Genomic DNA, 17,850 nt, shown 5'->3' with positions numbered 1-17,850 from the left:
GGGGCTCCTCGGGCCTCAGCCTGCCGCGGGGCTGCGGCTCGCGACAGAGCTGGGCGACGGACTCGGCGAGGGAGGAGGACAGTCCTTCTTCACGGTGAACGTGACCGTCGTGCCCTCCTTCACGAGCGTGTCGAACGCCGGTTTCTGGCTGACGACCGTCCCCTTGCACTGTCCCTCGCCGTCGTAGACGGGTTTCGGGGTGAGACCCAGCATGTTGAGCCGCGCCAGCGCGGAGCTCTCCGGGAGGTCCTGTAGCTGCGGCACCTTGACCATGCCCTTGGTCGGGCTGGGCGAGGGCGTCGGGGAGGCGGAGGGGCTCGGTGTCGGGCTGGGAGTCGGGCTCGGCGTGGGGCTCGGCTTCTTCCTGGGCGGGCTGGGTTGTTCCACGGGGAGCTGCGTGGTGGGCTTGGGTGAGTGCCGTGTGGCGGTCCGCGTCGGCGACGGCCTCGGCGGGTCGGTGGTCTCCAGCGTCAAGGACGGAGCGGGCGACTCGGGCGTCGTAGATCCGGCCGAGGCCATGTTGATGCCGAGCACGGCCAGACCGCCCACGACGGCGACCCCCGCCACCCCGGCCGCGACGACCGGCACCCCCCGGCCCTTCTTGGCCCGCTGCGCCGCGCGCCGGGCCGTACGGGCGCCCTGCTGCGGCGTGCCGACGGTCGTCGGAGGCACGGCGGGGGCGTCGTCCCACGACTCGCGGGTGACGCGGTAGGTGTGGCCGGTGGACGGGAGGGCCTCCGGCACGCCGGCGTAGGGACCGCCCGCCTGGGTGGCCGGGCCGGCGGGAAGCTGCGGGGCCCCCGCACCCATGTCGGCGACCGGGGCCGCCGCCAGGCCCTGCGGGCCGTATACGGGCATGGCATCCGGGGCCGCGGCGCCCTGCATACCGGCGGCGTGCATCCCGGCGGAATGGGGCAGCACCGACTGCCGGGCCGCCTGGCTCATCGCCGCGGCGGACGGCCAGCGGCGCGCCGGGTCTTTCGACATGGCCCGCTCGACGATGGCCCGGACGGCGGGCGGCACGTCCGGCGGCAGCGGCGGCGGCTCCTCGCGGATGTGTTTGAGCGCGATCGTCACCGGGGAGTCGCCGTCGAAGGGACGCTGCCCGGCCAGGCACTCGTACGCCACCACGCCCAGGGCGTAGATGTCGACGGCGGGAGTGACCGGAGCGCCTTCGGCCTGCTCCGGCGCGCAGTAGGCGGCGGTGCCGAGCACCATGCCCGCGTCGGTGAGACGGCTGCCCTGGTCGGCACGGGCGATGCCGAAGTCGGTGAGCACCAGCGTGCCGTCGGAACGCACCAGCAGGTTGCCCGGCTTGACGTCCCGGTGCACGATGCCTCGCTCGTGCACGGCCTGGAGCGCGGAGGCGGCCTGCGCGATGAGCTCCATCGCGGGCTCGGCACCGATGCGCCCGAGGCGGGTCAGCAGGCGGTCGAGGGGCTCTCCGTCGACGAACCGCATAACGAGGTACGCGGTGGAGCCGTCACCGGGGACCTCGGTGACCCCGTAGTCGTAGACGTCGACGACGCCGGGGTGGTTGACGGTCGCCATCGCCCGGGCCTCGCCCTGGAAGCGGACGGCGAATCCGGGGTCGTCGAGGCGACCGGGAAGAAGCACCTTCACGGCGACGGTGCGTGCGAGGACGGTGTCCTCGCCTCGCCATACCTCGCCCATGCCCCCGGCGCCGAGCCGGGCGTCCAACCGGTAACGCCCAGCCAGGGTCATGCCTTGGGCCACCATCTGCGCCCCGTACCCCCTAAGTCACTCGACCCCCGAAGGTGTCCAACAAAGCAGGTTCGTGTCGCGGGTAGATAACGACAAGATCACGGAACCCTGTAAGACCAAGGGATCCAGGCTCGGGGGTCGGACGTCGAGCCTACCTGTTATCCGCCCGTACTACCGTGCACCGAGCACCGAGCCGTCCAGTGCCTGGGCGTGACCTGGACGATCATTCGGCGGCGGCAGTGCGGGCAGTAACGCGGTGGCTCCATCACCCTGGCGGCCAGGCAGGCCGCGTGATCACCGTCTCCGGCCGAATGGCCGCAGTGATCGCAGTAGAAGTCCACAGATGACCACCCTAACCGCTGCCCGCCTCCGTCGCCCGAAAAGCATGACGGAAGCCCCCGCTGCCGATTAAGACGCTTCAACGCCCCTTTTAGTTGCCTGTCGGCCGGGAGTATCGGGGAATCACCACCCAATAGGCTGACCCGCATGAGTGTTGCTCCAGGTCTGCGCGCCGAGGTCCTCATCATGGTGGAGCGCGGGGACACGGCGATCCGGGTCGGCAGCGGCGACGTGCCGGTGCTCGGCACGCCGCGACTGCTGGCGTTCGCCGAGGGAGCGACGGTCAAGGCCGTCCAGCCGCACCTGGAGCCCGGGCAGACCACGGTGGGGACCAGGGTGCTGATCGAGCATCGCCTGCCCAGCCCGGTCGGGATGCACGTCGAGATCCGCGTCGAGCTCACGGAGGTGGACGGCAGGCGTCTGGTTTTCTCCGTCAGGGCCGTCGACAAGACCGGCGCGCTGGTCGCCACGGGCACGATCGAGCGGGTCGTCGTCGACCGGGACCGGTTCCTGTCCCGTCTCTGAACGCCCCGCCGGACGACCGGCGGTTTCCTCCTCTGACGGCGCCCCTACTCGATGACGGCGATCACGTCTCCCTCCTGGACGACGTCGCCCTCCTTCACCTGAAGCTTGGCGATGGTTCCGGCATCCTCGGCGAGAACCGGGATCTCCATCTTCATCGACTCCAGGATCACGAGCGTGTCGCCCTCGTCGACGACATCACCCTCGCTAACGACGATCTTCCAGACGTTCGCCACCATTTCGGCGCGCACCTCGGCCACCCGGCAACTCCCCTCAACGTAATCCAGCAAATCAGGCTGTTCTCATCCGGGAGATCAGCCCGGTGTCGTAGTCCCCGCTCACGAACTCGGGGTGGTCAAGCAGCTCGGCGCAGAACGGCAGGTTGTTCTTGGGGCCCTCGACGCGGAACGCCGCGACGGCCTCGCGACCCCGCTGCAACGCCTCCTCGCGGGTGGCGCCGACGACGCAGAGCTTGGCCATCAGGGGATCGTAGAACGGCGTGACCGTGTTGCCCGCCGTGTATCCCGAATCGATGCGCACCCCCTCGCCCACCGGCTCCTCCCACACACCGATCTTGCCAGGCCCGGGCAGGAACCTGCGGGGGTCCTCGGCGTAGACACGGAACTCGATCGCGTGCCCGCTCACCCGCGGCTCGACTGTGTAGGTCTCACCGGCGGCGATGCGGATCTGGTGCTCCACGAGGTCGAGGCCGGTGACGAGCTCGGTGACGGGGTGCTCCACCTGGAGGCGGGTGTTCATCTCGAGGAAGACGAAGTCCTGGGCGTCGGCGTCCACCAGGCACTCCACCGTGCCCGCGCCGCGGTAGGCCACGGCCTCTCCGGCCCGTACTGCCGCGGTGAGCATCCGCTCGCGCAACTCCGGGGTCACGCCGGGAGACGGGCTCTCCTCCACGACCTTCTGGTGGCGCCGCTGGACCGAGCAGTCCCGCTCGCCCAGGGCGACAACGGTGCCGTCGGCGAGGCCGAGGATCTGCACCTCGACGTGCCTGGCCCGCTCGATGTAGCGCTCCAGCAGGATGGCCGGCTCGCCGCCGAATCGGGCGGCCGCCCGGCACGCCTGCTCGAACGCCTTGGCCAGCGACGCGTCGTCGCGCGCCACGCCCATGCCGATGCCGCCGCCCCCTCCCGCCGCCTTCACCATCACGGGATATCCGATCTCCCTGGCGGCCCGTTCCGCCTGGGCGAGGTCGGACACCGGCTCCCTGGTCCCGGCGGCGACCGGCACGCCCGCCGCCTCCATCAGGTTGCGGGCGTTGATCTTGTCGCCCATCTGCTCGATGGCCTTGGGGTCCGGTCCGATCCAGACGAGACCGGCGTCGATCACCGCGCGGGCGAACGCGGCGTTCTCCGCGAGGAAGCCGTAGCCGGGGTGGACCGCCCGGGCTCCCGTCGTACGGGCGGCCTGGAGGACCTTGTCGATGTCGAGATAGCTCTGGGCCGGGCTCGCGGGGCCGAGGAGCACGGCGTCGTCGGCCTCGCACACGAACGGCAGGTCGGCGTCCGCCTCCGAATGGACCGCGACCGCGCGCAGCCCCATGCTCCGCACCGTACGGATGATCCGGCGGGCGATTTCACCACGATTGGCGACGAGAACTGAGTCGAACACGCAGCCAACTCTAAGGTGATCCCCCGCTCCGGCCTGCCGACCGTTCCGACTGAACGCGGGGGCTGAATCTGTAGGGTCGCCACAATAACGGCTGTTCCGGCGTGGCGTTACAGACGTCGCGATGCTACGTCTGCTACAAGCGTGTGACGAGCACGAGGCGGTCCACGACGCGCGCCAACGCCTCCACCACTCCCGGATCGTAGGCCGAGCCGCCGTCGAGGCGCAGCCGCTCCAGGGCCGCCGCCACCCGGTCCCTGTCGGTCGAGCCGCCCACGAGGTCGTCGTAGGCGTTGGCGGCCTTGATGATGCGGCTGGCCATCGGCGGTGAGTCGCCGAGCGTGTCGCACTGCCGCCTGACGATCTCGGCGACGCCGTGGAGGACTCCGGTCTTCCTGATCACCTCGGCCCCCAGCTCCGCGATCCGCCGCGCCTGCGCGGGGGCGGCCAGCACGGTCGCGCCGCCGGGGATCGGATCGCGCAGCGAGAGCTGCCCGATGTCGTGCATGAGCGCGGCGTACTCCAGCTCCAGCAGCTGCGGCTCCGCCATGCCCAGCTCCCGGCCGATGGCGACCGACAACTGGCTGACGCGACGCGAGTGGCCGGGCTCGACGTACCCGCCGACCTCGGTGACCCGGCTCAGCGCGCGCACGGTCTGCAGGTAGGTCGCCCGGATGCCGGCGTATTTGCGGAACGCCACCTGCGTGACGAGCAGCGGCGCGGCGAACGCGGGCAGTGCGGTCATGTCCATGCTGTGCGAGGCGAGCGTGAGCAGGATGCCCGACGCCGCCACGGCGGCGCCGAGCGGCGCGCCCATCCTGATCTCGTCCCGTACGGCGACGCCGAACGCGGTCCTGACCTGGTCGGCCCGGAGCATGGCCGCGATCACCACGTCGGCCGCGAGCATGATCGCGACAAGCACCGCCATGACGCCGAGCGCCGGCCACCAGTTGCCGTGCCGGTCTCCCGCGTCGCGCGCGATGTCGCCGAGCGGACCGGTGAGCGGCCGGTAGGCGAAGGCGAGCAGCGACCCGGCGAGCAACCTCCGGGCCATCGCGTCGAGACGCGGCGGCCGGCCGACCGCCAGGTGGGGCAGCCCACCGGCGATCATGCCGACCGACATGACCGCCACGACCTGCAGGGCCGAATGGTGCGCCGGCCGTCCGCCCACGTCGAGCAGCAGGGCGTACCCGAGGGAGGCGGCGGTGGAGATCGGGGCGACCTCGCGGTTGCCGGGCATCGTGAGGCGGGCCAGCTCACCGGCGGCGATGAGCGCGCCGAACCCGATGGCGACCCGCGGGTCGGTCAGCCCCACGGCCGCGGTGTGGGCGATCCCCGCCACGGTCAGCATCCCGGCGGCGCAGATGAGCAGGAGCTGGCCCGAGTCGAGCCCCACCGGCCTGGCCGTCAGCCGACGCTCCCTCATCGCTCCGACACCACCTGGATGGGCGTCGTCGGGTCGTCGTGGTCCTTGACCGTGGTCTCCACGGCCGCGTCGTCCGGCGGGACGGGCACCGGCTGGGCCAGGTCCCAGCCGTGCCGGTCGAGCGCCTTGACGAACGCGCAGACCATGTCGGGGTCGAACTGCGTGCCCGCGTTCTTGCGCAGCTCGGCCACCGCGACCTCGATCGGCTTGGCCTTGCGGTAGGAGCGGTCGGAGGTCATGGAGTCGAACGCGTCGGCCACCGCGATGATCCGGGCGAACTCCGGGATCTCCGGCCCGGCCAGCCCCATCGGGTACCCCTTGCCGTCATGTCGTTCGTGGTGGTGCATGATCCCGGCGAACGCCTCGTCGAGGAAGTCGATGCCCCGCACGATTTCCAGTCCGCGCATCGGGTGGAGCTGGATCGCGGCGTACTCCTCCTCGGTCAGGCGCCCGTCCTTCTGCAGCACCTTGGTCGGCACGCCGAGTTTGCCCACGTCGTGGAGCATTCCGGCGTACCTGATCGCACGCAGCCGCTCCGTGCCCATGCCGATCTCCTCGGCGATCATGGAAGATGCGGCGGAGACCCGCGTGCAGTGTCCGCGCGTGTAGTAGTCCTTCGTCTCCACCGCCTGGCACAGCGCCGCGATGGTCGCGTCGTACGCGCGCTGCTCGGCGTGGTAGTGCCCCAGCGCCCACCGGGCCACGAACAGCGGCAGCAGCACGAGCACGGCCGAGATCGACTGCACCGTCGACCACAGGGCCGCGATCAGCAGGCCGAAGGTGGCGAAGCCGACGTAGGAGCTCAGGAACTGCATCATCGCGCGGAGCGAGACCTCGTCCCTGTGCACCGCGGACGCGAGGCGCAGGATGACCGCGGTCAGCGCGAAGTTGACGGCCACGAAGACCCCGGTCGCCGCGGCGTACGGCACGAGGATGCCGGGGAAGTCGGCCGGCTCGGGCAGCGCGGCCCGTCCTCCGGCGCTCTGGTAGGCCCACCCCGCGGCGTAGCCGCACAGGGCGTACTGCGCGCCGTTGAACAGCCGCTTCACCACCGGCAGGCCGGGGCGCACGCTGACGACCGCGGCCAGTCCGACCAGGGCGGCGCCCTCCGGGCCGACGAGCACCACGGCGGCCAGGGCGGCGGAGAAACTCACCGACACGGCGACGTGCGGCACGTTGAGCAGCGTCGGCACCGACTCGCAGAGCAGGAAGAGCAGCGCCAGGACGAGAAGCGTGGACCAGTCCTCCGCCGCGAGCCCGCGATGCGCGAGCAGACCGCGCGCGATCACGAAGCCGGCGGTTCCGACGAGTGCGACGAAGTAGACCCTGGCGGGCCACGGAAGTTCCCGCATTGCGGCCACCTTGAATGCGGATCGGACCCGTGGGCCGACCCTGCCGGACCGGCCCACGGGCAGTGACTACGTCCAGGAGATCCCCGGGGTGCCGGCCGCGAGACCGGCCAGAGCGACCACCGGAGTGAGCAGCGCCAGCGCCACTATCAGCCTGACGACGGTCTTCCCTAGCATTGCGCCGCCTCCACGTCGATGTCGCACTCAGGCTACAGAAGGGCCGGCGCGCCCTCCGGGATGTCGCGACCATCGCAGCCAAACCGTAACCAAGCAATCACGCCGCGTGCAATTGCACCGGTTTGTCGGCGCCTTCTCCCCACCTCGTGACGGCCGTGACGTCCATCCGACGGCCTTCTCACGGTGTGAGCCGTGCCATCAGCCGGCGGACGTCGTCGCCCACGTCGGCCTGGAGCATCCCGTTGTCGACGCCCGGCGTGCAGCCGTACGCCACCCGAACGCCGGCGGGCGGTCCCTCGGCGTACCCGAAGACGAGCCGGTACTCGCGGTCGTCCGCCTCCGGGCCTCCCCCCTGGCACCCGTGCCCGCTCGGCACGGTGTCGAGGTCGTCGAGCACCGCGGCGAGCCTTCGGGCCGCCGCCGCGCCGTGCTCGCGCCTGGGCGGCCACTTCTCGCCCCCGTCCAGGCACACGAGAACCCAATCCGGCTCCTCCGGCACCATGGCGTCCTCCTGCCCCCGCCGGTCCCCTCCGCCCCGGCAGGGGTCGTCCGGCCGCGGCATCCTCCACGTGCCTCCCCGATAGGCGGCGGTCAGGGCCGTCCCGACGTACGAGCTGGTCCGGGCCTCGCCGTTGGTCGTCGTGACGCAGGAGTTCACCTCCTCGGCGCTGCCCACCCACAGCGCCGAGCCGTCGGCGTACGCGAAGCGCACCAGGTAGTTCGTCATCGGCCCGCCCGCCAGGGTGCAGACGTGCTCGACCTCGCCGGTGGTGACCGGCAGGTACGCGAGGTCGCGGGCCATCGCCGCCGCCTGGTCCGTCAGCGTCCGCGACCCGCCCAGCCGCTCGCCGCCCGGATCCGTGTTGACGCCGGGGTAGGCGCAGATCAGCGCCCGTACCGGCGAGCCGGGCACCAGCGACTCGTCCGCGCCGTCCACGTCCGGGCCGGCCGGCACCCACCCGCCGATGCCCTCGTCCTCCCAGTGCCGCGGGCAGGCGTCCGGTACCGCGCTCGACCGGCCCGCGTGCCGGGCCAGTGCGACTCCCCCGCACACGGCCACGGCCATGACGACGGCGACGACGGCGGCGAGGGCCCACTGTGAACGTGTCACATCGCTGAGACGTGCCGACCCGGCCGTCCGGTTCAGCGGAACCGATCAGACGAGCGCCCGGCGGGCCCATTCGACCGTGGCCTTGAGGCCGGTGGGCAGGTCGTGCCGCGGGCGCCAGCCGAGGGCCTCGTACGCCGGAGCGGGGTCGACGGCCATCGCGGGGAGGTCACCCATGCGAGGGGGCTCGAAGCGCGGCTCGTCGGGCGCTCCGGCGGCGGCGGCGACCAGGGTGTGCAGCTCACGGTCGGTGGTCTGCACGCCGGTGCCGAGGTTGAAGCGGCGGCCGTCGCCCCGCGGCCCGCAGGCGCGGGCGAAGCCGTCCACCACGTCCTCGACGAAGACGTAGTCACGCGTGTGGGCGCCGTCGCCGTACACGACCGTGGGCTTTCCGGTCAGCAGGGCGTCGGTGAAGATGGCGACCACCCCGGCCTCGCCCTCCGGCGACTGGCGCGGGCCGTAGACGTTCGACAGCACGAGCGTGGTGTATTCGAGCCCGTACAGCGCCCGATAGGTGGCGAGGTACAGCTCGCCGCCGAGCTTGGACGCGGCGTACGGCGAGCGGGGATCGGTGGGGGCGTCACCCGGGACCGGGATCACGGCCGGCCTGCCGTAGACGGCCACGGAGGACGCGTAGACGACCTTGCGTGCCCCGGCGCGGCGGGCGGCCTCGAGGACGTTCACCGTGCCCTCGACGTTGATCCTGGCGTCGGTCAACGGGTCGGCGACGCTCCTGCGCACGCTGATCTGCGCGGCGAGGTGACAGACGACCTCCGGACGCCAGCGCCCGGCGAGCTCCGCGAGGGCGGGGTCACGCACATCCATGACGTGCAGGGGGACCTCGGGGTCGCGCACGTGCCCGGACGACAGGTCGTCCACCACCGCGACCTCGTGGCCGTCCGCCAACAACCGCTCGACGAGGGTGGATCCGATGAACCCCGCCCCGCCCGTGACCAGTGCCCGCATGTCCCCGCCCTTCCCGGCCTGTAACGGAAGATCCTAACGAGCGTCGCCCCGGTCCGGCCCGATCACGTCTCGGCACGCGGGGCGCCTCACCCCCGCCACGGACACAGAGCGCGGGCACGAAGCAGGGGCGCAGAGCACGGGGACGGAGCGCGGCGAGGGCCCGGACCGCCCCGGCCGTCATCCCCGGGGGTACTCCCTAGTCGGCCATCTCCGCGCGTACCTGCTCGATCCGGCTGAGCACCTTGGCGCGCAGGTCCTGCGGGACGGGGTCGCATCCGCAGTGTTTGGCCACGAGCCGCTTGACGGCCTCCTCGAGGCCGTACTCCTCCAGGCAGGGGCCGCACTCGTCGAGGTGCTTCCTGATCTTGGCGATGCGTTCGTTGTCCAGCTCGCCGTCCAGGTAGGTGTACACCCGTTCGAGCACCTCGTCACACGGGGTGTCGTGGTGTTGCCCGCAGCTCATCGCTCCTCCTCGCCAAGCGTCCCGCCGAGACCCGCGCCGCGGGAGTCGGGCCGCACGAGACCGCGCTCGCGCGCGTAGTCCTCGAGCTGGTTGCGCAGCTGCCGGCGGCCACGGTGAAGGCGCGACATCACGGTCCCGATGGGCGTGCCCATGATGTCGGCGATCTCCTTGTACGGGAAGCCCTCCACATCGGCCAGATAGACGGCGATGCGGAACTCCTCGGGGAGCGCGGCGAGAGCGTCCTTCACGTCGCTGTCGGGAAGGTGCTCGAGTGCCTCGATCTCGGCCGACTTCAGCCCGCTGGACGTGTGCGACTCCGCCCGCGCGAGCTGCCAGTCCTCGATCTCCTCGGTGCCCGCCTGCTTGGGCTCCCGCTGCTTCTTCCGGTAGCTGTTGATGAAGGTGTTGGTGAGAATGCGGTAGAGCCAGGCCTTGAGGTTCGTCCCCTCCTGGAACTGGTGGAAGGAAGCGAAGGCCTTGGCGAAGGTCTCCTGAAGGAGATCCTCCGCATCCGCTGCGTTTCGGGTCATCCGGAGCGCGGCCGAGTACAGCTGGTCGAGAAACGGCATGACGTCGCGCTCGAACCGCTGGCTGCGCTGCTCCAGAGTCTCCTCGGCTGTCTTGGAGACCGGACCCACCCCCTTAAGGACACCGTACCCAGCCGAGGATACCGGCCCGGCAACGTCCAGCCCGTCGAGGCCTTCTGGCAGCACCAACGTCTTCATGCCCAACTGCAACAGGGCGGGCGTAGAGTCTGTTCCCGGTGCAGATTGAGGTGACGAACGACCCGGTGCGGGGAAAAAAGCAAGCACCGGCTTGGTAGCCCGGAAACCGAGTTTCGCTGTCTCACACCCATACGTGGGGCAGCCAGAGTCCAGGAGCCGCTCGTGCTGCCTATACCGGCCAACGAACTCAACGGCTCGGGCACACTCGGGCCGTACTGGACCTTCTATCACGCGGTCGTCGCCGAACAGCTGCGTCAGTGGCTGCCCGCCCGCCCTTCCCTGCTGCTGGACCTGTCCGGCGGACGGGGGCGGTGGCCGGCCCAGGCGGCGCGCGCCGGCCACCGCGTGATCGAGGTCATGGACTTCCGCAGGCCGGCGGAACCGTGGTTGCGCGACGCCTCCGACCGCATACAGAAGGTGCGCGCCGACAACCTCGGGTTCCTGCCCGACGGCTCCGTGGACGGCGTCATCGCCGAGGAGCGCGTGCTGTCGGTCGAGATCATGGCCGAGTCCGTCGTGGAGGACGTGGCCCGGGTGCTGCGGCCCGGCGGGCGGGCGCTGCTGTGCGTCGACTCGCTGGTCCTCGGGATGGCGATCCTGGCCGAGCAGAACTACTGGGCGCACCTGTGCCAGACGGGCGAGGTCATGCTCATCCCCTGGCCGGACGGCAGCATCACCCGCTGCTTCACCAGTCAGCAGGTACGCGAGCTGATCACCGGCGCCGGCCTGGAGGTGGAGTGGGTGCGCCCGCGTACGGTGCTGTCCCCCTCCACCGTCGACCACGTGCTCAGCACGGAGAGCAAGTCGTTGTCCTGGCTGGTCCGCACCGAGCTCGAGAGCGAGGCCGACGGCGACGACACCGTCGGCATCCACCTGGTGGCGAGCGCCCGCAAGCCGTTGTGAACGCTCTCTCGAACGCCGCCGGGGGCGGGTCCTCAGCGGCGGCGCTCGGCCCGCGACTGGCACTGCACGCAGCGAGCCGCCTCGGGGCGGGCCTCCAGCCTTCCCTCGGGAACGAGCGTGCCGCAGTCGACGCAGCGGCCGTACCCGCCGTCGTCCAGCCGCTTCAGCGCCGCCAGCACGGCCGTACGCTGCCGCGAGGCCGCGTCGAGCATGGCGCGGGTCCGGTCGGCGTCGGTGAGATGGGCGCCCGCGTCGGCGAGGGACCCGTCGTGCCCGTCGACCGGATCCCCCCGCAGCACTCTGATCGACCGGTCGAGCTCTGCGAGCATGCTTTCCAGGCGCATACGCGCGGTCGCGACGTCCACGGATCCGCACCTCCGGGAGTGGGGGAGTCATCCGGCCAGAAGCCCCCGGTCTCCTGGTCGGTCAGCGGTCGTGCACCGTCCGTGCGACCGCTTTCCCGAACGAATGCCCACTTCGCGCGCCGCTTACACCGGTTCTGACGAGGCGCGTGGCGGGCACGCCGGTGCGTCCGGCCCTTCGTCGATCCGCCGCCGATCCACCGCCGATACCTCCGCGCGGCGGCGCGTCCCGCCTGGAGCGGGCAGCGCCCGCGTCACCAGGGCACCACTCCGGCGTCCTCGAAGAATCCGCCGGTCGGGCCGTCGTCGGGCAGGGTCGCCAGCCGGATCGCGATCGCCGCGCCCTGTTCGGGCGTACGGACGCCCCGGAACCCGTTGAGGTCGGTCGCGCAGTAACCGGGGCAGCCGGCGTTGATCAGGATGTTCGTGTCGCGCAACTCCTTGGCGTACTGCACGGTGACGGCGTTGAGGAACGTCTTCGACGGCGCGTAGGCGACGGCGATCGGGCCCGTCTCGGCGCCGGGAGTGGTCTGCCGGGTGAGTGAAGCGACGGTGCTGGACATGTTCACGATCCGCGGCGACGCCGAGCGGCGCAGCAACGGCAGCATCGCGTTGGTGACGCGGATGACGCCGATCACGTTGGTCTCCACGGCCGCCCGCACCGCATCGAGGTCGGCCGTGGTGGGCATCTGTGCCGCGCCGCCGGTTATCCCGGCGTTGTTGACGAGCACGTCGAGGCGTCCGGCGCGCTCCTCGATCAGCCCTGCGGCGGCGGCCACGCTCGCGTCGTCCGTCACGTCGAGCGGCACGCCGAACGCGTCGACGCCTGCCGCGCGCAGCTTCTCGACCGCGGCCTCCCGGCGCTCCTCGTCCCGGGCGCCGACGCCGACGCTCCAGCCGAGGGCGCCCAGACCCGCCGCGATCTCGTATCCGATTCCCTTGTTCCCACCGGTGACCAGTGCGGTCGTCTGTTCGTTCATGCGCTCATCCTGTGCGCCCGCCCGGCGAGGCTTCCAACACCGTCTGGGTGGGTGGCGATACCTCCCGGATATCGGTCCAGGTCATCGGCGTTCTCACCGGGCCCTCGCCCCACCGCCGGCTCTCGTCCCCGCGCGCGGCCGTCGCGTCGTACGCTGACGGGCATGGAGACGCGGGAGCTGCGGTATTTCGTCGCCGTCGCGGAGGAGTTGCACTTCGGGCGGGCCGCGCAGCGGCTCGGCATCGCGCAGCCACCGCTGTCGCGGGCGATCCGGCAGCTCGAACGGCGGCTCGGGGTGACGCTGCTGGAGCGCACCAGCCGCAGCGTCACGCTGACCGAGGCCGGGTCGGTGCTGCTGGTCGAGGGCAGGGCGGCTCTCGACGCGGTCGACGCCGCCGACCGCAGAACCCGCCGCGCCGCCCTCGCCTCGACCGGTCGTCCCGCGCTGGTCCTCGTCACGAAGGCCGGAGCGGCCGGAGAGCTGCTGCCGAAGCTGCTCGACGCGTACGCCGCCGAACCCGGCGCGGTCACCGTCGACGTGCTCCTGTGCGGGGTCGGCGAGCAGGAGCGCCTGCTGCGCGACGGACGGGCGGACGTGGCGCTGCTGCACCTGCCGTTCGACTCGACGACGGGGCTCGACACCGAGGAACTGCGCACGGAGGGGCAGGTCGTGGTCCTGCCGGCCGGGCACCCTCTCGCCCGCCGGGCCCACCTGCGGATGGCCGACGTCGCCGCGCTGCCCGGCCTGCCGATGCCGCGCTGGCCCTCGTCCGACGGCACGTACCCGGACGGTCCCGGGCCGCAGGTCCGGGACCACGCGCAACTGCTTCAGCTGATCGCGCTCGGCCGCGCGTCGGCGATCCTGCCGGAGTCGTGCCGGGTCCACCTGCGCCGCGACCTCGCCGCCGTGCCGGTGCTCGACGCGCCGGCCGTGACGACGGTGATCGCGTGGCCGCCGCACAGCCGGTCCCTGGCCCTCGCCGGGCTGGTCCGGGCCGCGACCCGCCTGTAGACGAGCCGCGACCTAGAAGAGCCGTGGGACGTCGTCGCCTTCCAGGGGCTCGATGAGCTCGGGGCCGTTGTGCCGGACGTTGTTGACGGCGTCCGCCACCGCGTACGCCTCCAGCCGGTCGGGACCGGCCGGGACGAGCAGGCCGGTGGGGTCGGTCAGCCGCGGGTCGAGCCACTCAGTCCAGCGGTCGCGCTCGACCATCATCGGCATCCGGTCGTGGATGCGGCCCAGCGTGTCGGTCGCCGTCGTGGTGATCACCGTGCAGGTGCACAGCCACTTCAGCGGGTCGTCGTCCGCGCGGGTGGGGTCCTTCCAGAACTCGTACAGGCCGGCCATCGCGAGCACGCCGCCGTCCGCGGGGTGGATGAAGAACGGCTGCTTCTTCCTGCCCTCCAGCGGCATCCACTCGTAGTAGCCGTCCGCCGGGATCAGGCAGCGCCGGGACTTCAGCGCCCTGCGGTAGGACGGCTTCTCCGCCACCGTCTCCACCCTGGCGTTGATCATCCGCGACCCGACCGACGGGTCCTTGGCCCAGCTCGGCACGAGCCCCCACCGGACCACCCGCAGCTGTCTGACGGGCTGCTCGTCGGCCCGGCTCTCGCCGCCGTCGTCCTTCGGCACCCGGCACATGACCGCGTAGACGTTCTTGGTGGGCGCGACGTTGTAGTCGGGCCGGAGCTCGCCGCCGGGCAGCCGGTCGGGCACCCCGTCCAGCTCGACCTGGAACTCCTCCAGCAACTCCTGCTTCTTGCGCGCCGACGCGTACCTCCCGCACATGCCACCAAGACTGCCACTCACGCGGGCCGGACGCGCTCTCGCGACGGTACGGACGAACGTGAGCGCACTAAGCTTGCGGGCATGGCCTCTCCGCAGTCCGCGTCCGGCGGCGCCGAGCCGCACGCCACCGATCAGACCGGCGTCGACCGTCAGACCGGCGTCGACCGGAACGCCGCAACCCCGCTCTGGCCCGCCCCGGTGGCCGCCGAGCCGGTCCGTGCGACGGTCCGCCTGCCCGGCTCCAAGTCGGTGACCAACCGCGCGTTGCTGCTCGCCGCACTGGCCGACGCCCCCGGCGCCGTACGGCTCGCGCTGCGCAGCCGCGACGCCGACCTGATGGCGGCGGCGCTGCGCTCGCTCGGCGCCGAGATGACGCCGTCCAACGAGAGCGCCGACAGCGTGGACTGGTCGGTCATCCCGCATCCCGTACGCGGCGGGGCGTCCATCGACGTCGGGCTGGCCGGGACCGTCATGCGGTTCGTGCCCCCGGTCGCCGCGCTGGCCGACGGGCCGGTCTTCTTCGACGGCGATCCGCACGCGCGCAAGCGGCCGATGGGCCCGATCCTGGGCGCGCTGCGCGCGCTCGGCGCGTCGGTGGACAACGACGCGCTGCCGTTCACGATCCGCGGGCCGATCCCGGGCGGCGAGGTGGTGCTCGACGCCTCGGTCTCCTCGCAGATGGTCTCCGGTCTGCTGCTGGCCGCCGCGCGGTTCGAGAAGGGCGTGACGGTGCGGCACGACGGCCCGCCCGTCCCGTCGATGCCGCACATCGAGATGACCGTGCAGATGCTGCGCCAGGCGGGGGTCGAGGTGGACGCCTCCGAGCGCGACGTATGGCGGGTGCAGCCCGGCCCGATCCTGGCCGGGGACGTCACGGTCGAGCCCGACCTGTCCAACGCCGCTCCCTTCCTGGCGGCGGCCCTGGTCACCGGGGGCTCCGTCGTCGTGCCGGACTGGCCGCAGGAGACGACGCAGGGCGGCGACGCGCTGCGCGGGCTGCTCGCCGAGATGGGCGCGCGGGTCGAGCGGGTGCCGGAGGGCCTGCGGGTGACCGGCGAAGGCCGGGTGGGCGGCATCGACGCCGACCTGCGCGACGTCAGCGAGCTCACGCCCACGATCGCCGCACTGGCCGCGCTGGCCGACGCGCCGTCCCGCATCCGGGGCGTGGCGCACATCCGGGGGCACGAGACCGACCGGATCACCGCCCTGGCCACGGAGATCAACCGGCTGGGCGGCGACGCCAGGGAGACCGACGACGGCCTGGAGATCCACCCCCGGCCGCTGACCGGCGGCGTCTTCCACTCGTACGCCGACCACCGCATGGCCACGGCGGGCGCGGTCATCGGCCTGGTCGTGCCGGGCGTCGAGGTCGAGGACATCGCGACGACCGGCAAGACCCTGCCCGAATTCCCGCGCATGTGGGCCGCGATGCTGGGCAACGGAGGTCGGCACGGGCACGGCGAAGGACAGGGGCACTGAGAAAACGGCAGTACGACGAGGACGACGTCAGGGTCAGGCCGGGCAAGGGCTCGCGGCCCAGGACGCGGATCCGGCCTGCCCACAGCGAGGCCGTCGAGGGCTTCGTGGTGGCCGTCGACCGCGGGCGTTACACCTGTCTGGTGGGCGAGGGCGTCCCCCGCTCCGCGACACCGAGGAGACGGCGGGGCGAGCGTACGCTCGTCGTGGCCATGAAGGCCCGCGAGCTCGGCCGCAAGGGCATCGTCGTGGGCGACCGCGTGGCACTGGTGGGCGACGTCACCGGGCAGCCGGACACGCTGGCGCGCATCGTCCGCGTGGAGGAGCGCACCTCGATGCTGCGGCGCAGCGCCGACGACGTCGACGACATCGAGCGCCCCATCGTCGCCAACGCCGACCAGCTGGTCATCGTCACCGCGCTCGCCGATCCCCCGCCGCGCCCCCGGATGATCGACCGGATGCTCGTCGCGGCCTACGACGCCGACATCGAGCCCCTGCTGTGCCTCACCAAGGCCGACCTGGCCCCCGCCGACGATCTCGTGGCGCTGTACGAACCCCTCGGCGTGCCGTTCGTCGTGGTGCACAGGGGCGGCCCGCTCGACGATCTGGGCGAGGCGCTCGCGGACCGGGTCAGCGTGCTCGTCGGCCATTCGGGGGTCGGCAAGTCGACCCTGGTCAACGCGCTGGTGCCGCATGCCCGCCGGGCGGTGTCCCACGTGAACGCCGTCACCGGCCGGGGCAGGCACACCTCCACGTCCGCGGTCGCCCTGGAGTTGCCGGAGGGCGGCTGGATGATCGACACGCCCGGCGTGCGCAGCTTCGGGCTCGCCCACATCTCGGTGGAGACCGTGCTCGCGGCCTTCCCCGACCTGGTGGACGCCACGACCGAATGCCCCAAGGGCTGCACCCACCTCGGCGACGACTGCGCGCTCGACCGGTACGTCGCCGAGGGGCACGCCGATCCCGCGCGCCTGGAGTCCCTGCGGCGGCTGCTCGCCAGCCGCGAGGGCGCGGACGAGGACTAGCCGCAGACTGGCCGCGGGTCAGCCGACGCCCGGCTGAGTGGGATACGAGACGGTCTGCCCCTGGGAGGAGCCCGTCCGGGCCGAGGCGGCGACGTTCGACGTGCTGGTGCTCTGGTCGAAGGCGAGCATGACGGCGAGCACCCCGAGCATGCTCCCCATGACGACCCGCTGCGCGCGCAGCCAGGTCGGCCGGTGCGCCAGGAAACCCGCGATGCCACCGGCGGCCAGCACGATCGACAGGTTCACGGTTGTCGCCACCGCGATCTGGCAACCACCGAGAACGATGCCCTGAAGCAGGACGTTTCCCCGGTCGAGGTCGATGAACTGCGGAATCACGGAAATATACAGAATGGCGATTTTAGGATTGAGCAGGTTCGTCATCAGCCCCATGACGAAAAGCCGGCGCGGCCGGTCGTGCGGCACGTCCTGCACGGTGAACACCGACACGCCGCCGGGCCTGACGGTCTTCCAGGCGAGCCAGAGCAGGTAGGCGGCCCCGACCAGCCGGATGGCCGTCAGGATCTGCGGAAACGTGGCGAACAGCACCGCCAGGCCGAGGTTCGTGCCGACCAGGTAAATGATGAATCCGAGGACCACTCCGCCCAGCGAGATGACTCCGGCCCGGCGCCCCTGGCTGATGCTCCGCGACACGAGGTACATCATGTTCGGACCCGGAGACAGCACCATTCCGAGCGCCACGGACACGACTCCCACGACCGCGCTCTGCGCGACCAAACCCTGCCCGGCCACACTTTGTCCGACCATTGACGCGCCTTCTTTCTCGTATCGATCAACGAGGACAACGGCATACGCCCGCGATCCCTCATGCCGGCCCGGAAGGCTTTCTCAGGCTATTCCACGCCCCATTGAGAGCGCAATGTTCAGAATTGCTC

At 71.7% G+C, this 17,850-nt stretch carries 18 protein-coding genes; 5 read left to right on the top strand and 13 right to left on the bottom strand.

The window, feature by feature from the left end:
• Nucleotides 1-15: 15 nt before the first annotated feature.
• Entirely contained in the window at nt 16-1,725 is a 1,710-nt protein-coding gene (locus AB0O28_RS35810; protein ID WP_363647027.1) for a protein kinase, read from the bottom strand.
• 486 nt (nt 1,726-2,211) lie between these two features.
• Between AB0O28_RS35810 and AB0O28_RS35805 the strand changes: the two genes are divergently transcribed.
• Entirely contained in the window at nt 2,212-2,589 is a 378-nt protein-coding gene (locus tag AB0O28_RS35805; protein ID WP_363647026.1) for a hotdog domain-containing protein, read from the top strand.
• Between the two features lie 44 nt (nt 2,590-2,633).
• On the opposite strand, the gene AB0O28_RS35800 is transcribed toward AB0O28_RS35805, so the two are convergent.
• The 8 genes from AB0O28_RS35800 to AB0O28_RS35765 all read right to left on the bottom strand — a co-directional run bounded on the left by AB0O28_RS35800 (nt 2,634) and on the right by AB0O28_RS35765 (nt 10,423).
• Complete coding sequence (locus AB0O28_RS35800; protein ID WP_363647025.1) at nt 2,634-2,846, bottom strand: biotin/lipoyl-binding carrier protein; 213 nt, start codon at nt 2,844-2,846, stop codon at nt 2,634-2,636.
• A gap of 31 nt (nt 2,847-2,877) precedes the next feature.
• Nucleotides 2,878-4,212, bottom strand: coding sequence for a biotin carboxylase N-terminal domain-containing protein (locus AB0O28_RS35795; RefSeq protein ID WP_363647024.1), 1,335 nt, complete (start codon nt 4,210-4,212; stop codon nt 2,878-2,880).
• Nucleotides 4,213-4,345: 133 nt separating this feature from the next.
• Entirely contained in the window at nt 4,346-5,635 is a 1,290-nt protein-coding gene (locus tag AB0O28_RS35790) for an HD domain-containing phosphohydrolase (RefSeq protein ID WP_363647023.1), read from the bottom strand.
• The gene (locus AB0O28_RS35785; RefSeq protein WP_363647022.1) at nt 5,632-6,987 is read right to left on the bottom strand and encodes an HD-GYP domain-containing protein; all 1,356 of its coding nucleotides are present in this window, start codon (nt 6,985-6,987) and stop codon (nt 5,632-5,634) included. Before AB0O28_RS35785 ends, AB0O28_RS35790 begins: the two co-directional genes overlap by 4 nt.
• A gap of 352 nt (nt 6,988-7,339) precedes the next feature.
• Nucleotides 7,340-8,272, bottom strand: a complete 933-nt coding sequence (locus AB0O28_RS35780; protein WP_363647021.1) for a hypothetical protein — start codon at nt 8,270-8,272, stop codon at nt 7,340-7,342.
• A 45-nt stretch (nt 8,273-8,317) separates the two neighbouring features.
• The gene (locus AB0O28_RS35775; RefSeq protein WP_363647020.1) at nt 8,318-9,235 is read right to left on the bottom strand and encodes an NAD-dependent epimerase/dehydratase family protein; all 918 of its coding nucleotides are present in this window, start codon (nt 9,233-9,235) and stop codon (nt 8,318-8,320) included.
• Nucleotides 9,236-9,431: 196 nt separating this feature from the next.
• Nucleotides 9,432-9,698 (bottom strand): mycothiol system anti-sigma-R factor, encoded by a 267-nt coding sequence (gene rsrA, locus AB0O28_RS35770; RefSeq protein ID WP_363647019.1) that lies wholly within the window; start codon nt 9,696-9,698, stop codon nt 9,432-9,434.
• Nucleotides 9,695-10,423: a sigma-70 family RNA polymerase sigma factor gene (locus tag AB0O28_RS35765; RefSeq protein WP_363647070.1), complete on the bottom strand. Its 729-nt coding sequence runs from the start codon at nt 10,421-10,423 to the stop codon at nt 9,695-9,697. The genes rsrA and AB0O28_RS35765 overlap by 4 nt, the downstream gene beginning before the upstream one ends.
• A 162-nt stretch (nt 10,424-10,585) precedes the next feature.
• Here AB0O28_RS35765 and AB0O28_RS35760 point away from each other — a divergent pair, with 162 nt between their 5' ends.
• Nucleotides 10,586-11,326: a methyltransferase domain-containing protein gene (locus tag AB0O28_RS35760; protein ID WP_363647018.1), complete on the top strand. Its 741-nt coding sequence runs from the start codon at nt 10,586-10,588 to the stop codon at nt 11,324-11,326.
• A gap of 32 nt (nt 11,327-11,358) precedes the next feature.
• On the opposite strand, the gene AB0O28_RS35755 is transcribed toward AB0O28_RS35760, so the two are convergent.
• Together AB0O28_RS35755 and AB0O28_RS35750 are read right to left on the bottom strand one after the other, a co-directional pair.
• On the bottom strand, nt 11,359-11,691 hold the full coding sequence (locus AB0O28_RS35755; protein WP_363647017.1) for a TraR/DksA family transcriptional regulator: 333 nt from the start codon (nt 11,689-11,691) through the stop codon (nt 11,359-11,361).
• Between the two features lie 251 nt (nt 11,692-11,942).
• Entirely contained in the window at nt 11,943-12,668 is a 726-nt protein-coding gene (locus tag AB0O28_RS35750; RefSeq protein ID WP_363647016.1) for an SDR family oxidoreductase, read from the bottom strand.
• Nucleotides 12,669-12,830: 162 nt separating this feature from the next.
• Between AB0O28_RS35750 and AB0O28_RS35745 the strand changes: the two genes are divergently transcribed.
• A complete protein-coding gene (locus tag AB0O28_RS35745) occupies nt 12,831-13,679 on the top strand; it encodes a LysR family transcriptional regulator (protein ID WP_363647015.1) in 849 nt (282 codons plus the stop codon).
• Between the two features lie 12 nt (nt 13,680-13,691).
• On the opposite strand, the gene AB0O28_RS35740 is transcribed toward AB0O28_RS35745, so the two are convergent.
• Entirely contained in the window at nt 13,692-14,456 is a 765-nt protein-coding gene (locus AB0O28_RS35740) for an SOS response-associated peptidase (RefSeq protein WP_363647014.1), read from the bottom strand.
• An 81-nt stretch (nt 14,457-14,537) separates the two neighbouring features.
• On the opposite strand from AB0O28_RS35740, the gene aroA reads away from it, so the two are divergent.
• Nucleotides 14,538-15,935 carry a 3-phosphoshikimate 1-carboxyvinyltransferase gene (aroA, locus tag AB0O28_RS35735; RefSeq protein ID WP_363647013.1) on the top strand — a complete coding sequence of 466 codons (1,398 nt, stop codon included), beginning with the start codon at nt 14,538-14,540 and terminating at the stop codon, nt 15,933-15,935.
• Nucleotides 15,932-16,957, top strand: coding sequence for a ribosome small subunit-dependent GTPase A (rsgA, locus tag AB0O28_RS35730; protein WP_363647069.1), 1,026 nt, complete (start codon nt 15,932-15,934; stop codon nt 16,955-16,957). Before aroA ends, rsgA begins: the two co-directional genes overlap by 4 nt.
• A gap of 18 nt (nt 16,958-16,975) precedes the next feature.
• Here the strand turns inward: rsgA and AB0O28_RS35725 are convergent, their stop codons facing one another.
• Entirely contained in the window at nt 16,976-17,722 is a 747-nt protein-coding gene (locus tag AB0O28_RS35725; protein ID WP_363647012.1) for a LysE family translocator, read from the bottom strand.
• Nucleotides 17,723-17,850: the final 128 nt, after the last annotated feature.

The sequence above is a fragment of the Microbispora sp. NPDC088329 genome (assembly GCF_040685655.1).
GTDB lineage: Bacteria > Actinomycetota > Actinomycetes > Streptosporangiales > Streptosporangiaceae > Microbispora.
Note: the sequence above shows the minus strand (reverse complement) of the source record. Positions and strands in the feature narration are given on the sequence as shown.

Coding starts and splice junctions, on each gene's coding strand:
- AB0O28_RS35810 (WP_363647027.1), bottom strand. CDS start 1,725: ATGACCCTGGCTGGGCGTTACCGGTTGGACGCCCGGCTCGGCGCCGGG.
- AB0O28_RS35785 (WP_363647022.1), bottom strand. CDS start 6,987: ATGCGGGAACTTCCGTGGCCCGCCAGGGTCTACTTCGTCGCACTCGTC.
- AB0O28_RS35765 (WP_363647070.1), bottom strand. CDS start 10,423: ATGAAGACGTTGGTGCTGCCAGAAGGCCTCGACGGGCTGGACGTTGCC.
- AB0O28_RS35725 (WP_363647012.1), bottom strand. CDS start 17,722: ATGGTCGGACAAAGTGTGGCCGGGCAGGGTTTGGTCGCGCAGAGCGCG.
- rsrA (WP_363647019.1), bottom strand. CDS start 9,698: ATGAGCTGCGGGCAACACCACGACACCCCGTGTGACGAGGTGCTCGAA.
- AB0O28_RS35750 (WP_363647016.1), bottom strand. CDS start 12,668: ATGAACGAACAGACGACCGCACTGGTCACCGGTGGGAACAAGGGAATC.
- AB0O28_RS35775 (WP_363647020.1), bottom strand. CDS start 9,235: ATGCGGGCACTGGTCACGGGCGGGGCGGGGTTCATCGGATCCACCCTC.
- AB0O28_RS35805 (WP_363647026.1), top strand. CDS start 2,212: ATGAGTGTTGCTCCAGGTCTGCGCGCCGAGGTCCTCATCATGGTGGAG.
- AB0O28_RS35740 (WP_363647014.1), bottom strand. CDS start 14,456: ATGTGCGGGAGGTACGCGTCGGCGCGCAAGAAGCAGGAGTTGCTGGAG.
- AB0O28_RS35745 (WP_363647015.1), top strand. CDS start 12,831: ATGGAGACGCGGGAGCTGCGGTATTTCGTCGCCGTCGCGGAGGAGTTG.
- AB0O28_RS35790 (WP_363647023.1), bottom strand. CDS start 5,635: ATGAGGGAGCGTCGGCTGACGGCCAGGCCGGTGGGGCTCGACTCGGGC.
- aroA (WP_363647013.1), top strand. CDS start 14,538: ATGGCCTCTCCGCAGTCCGCGTCCGGCGGCGCCGAGCCGCACGCCACC.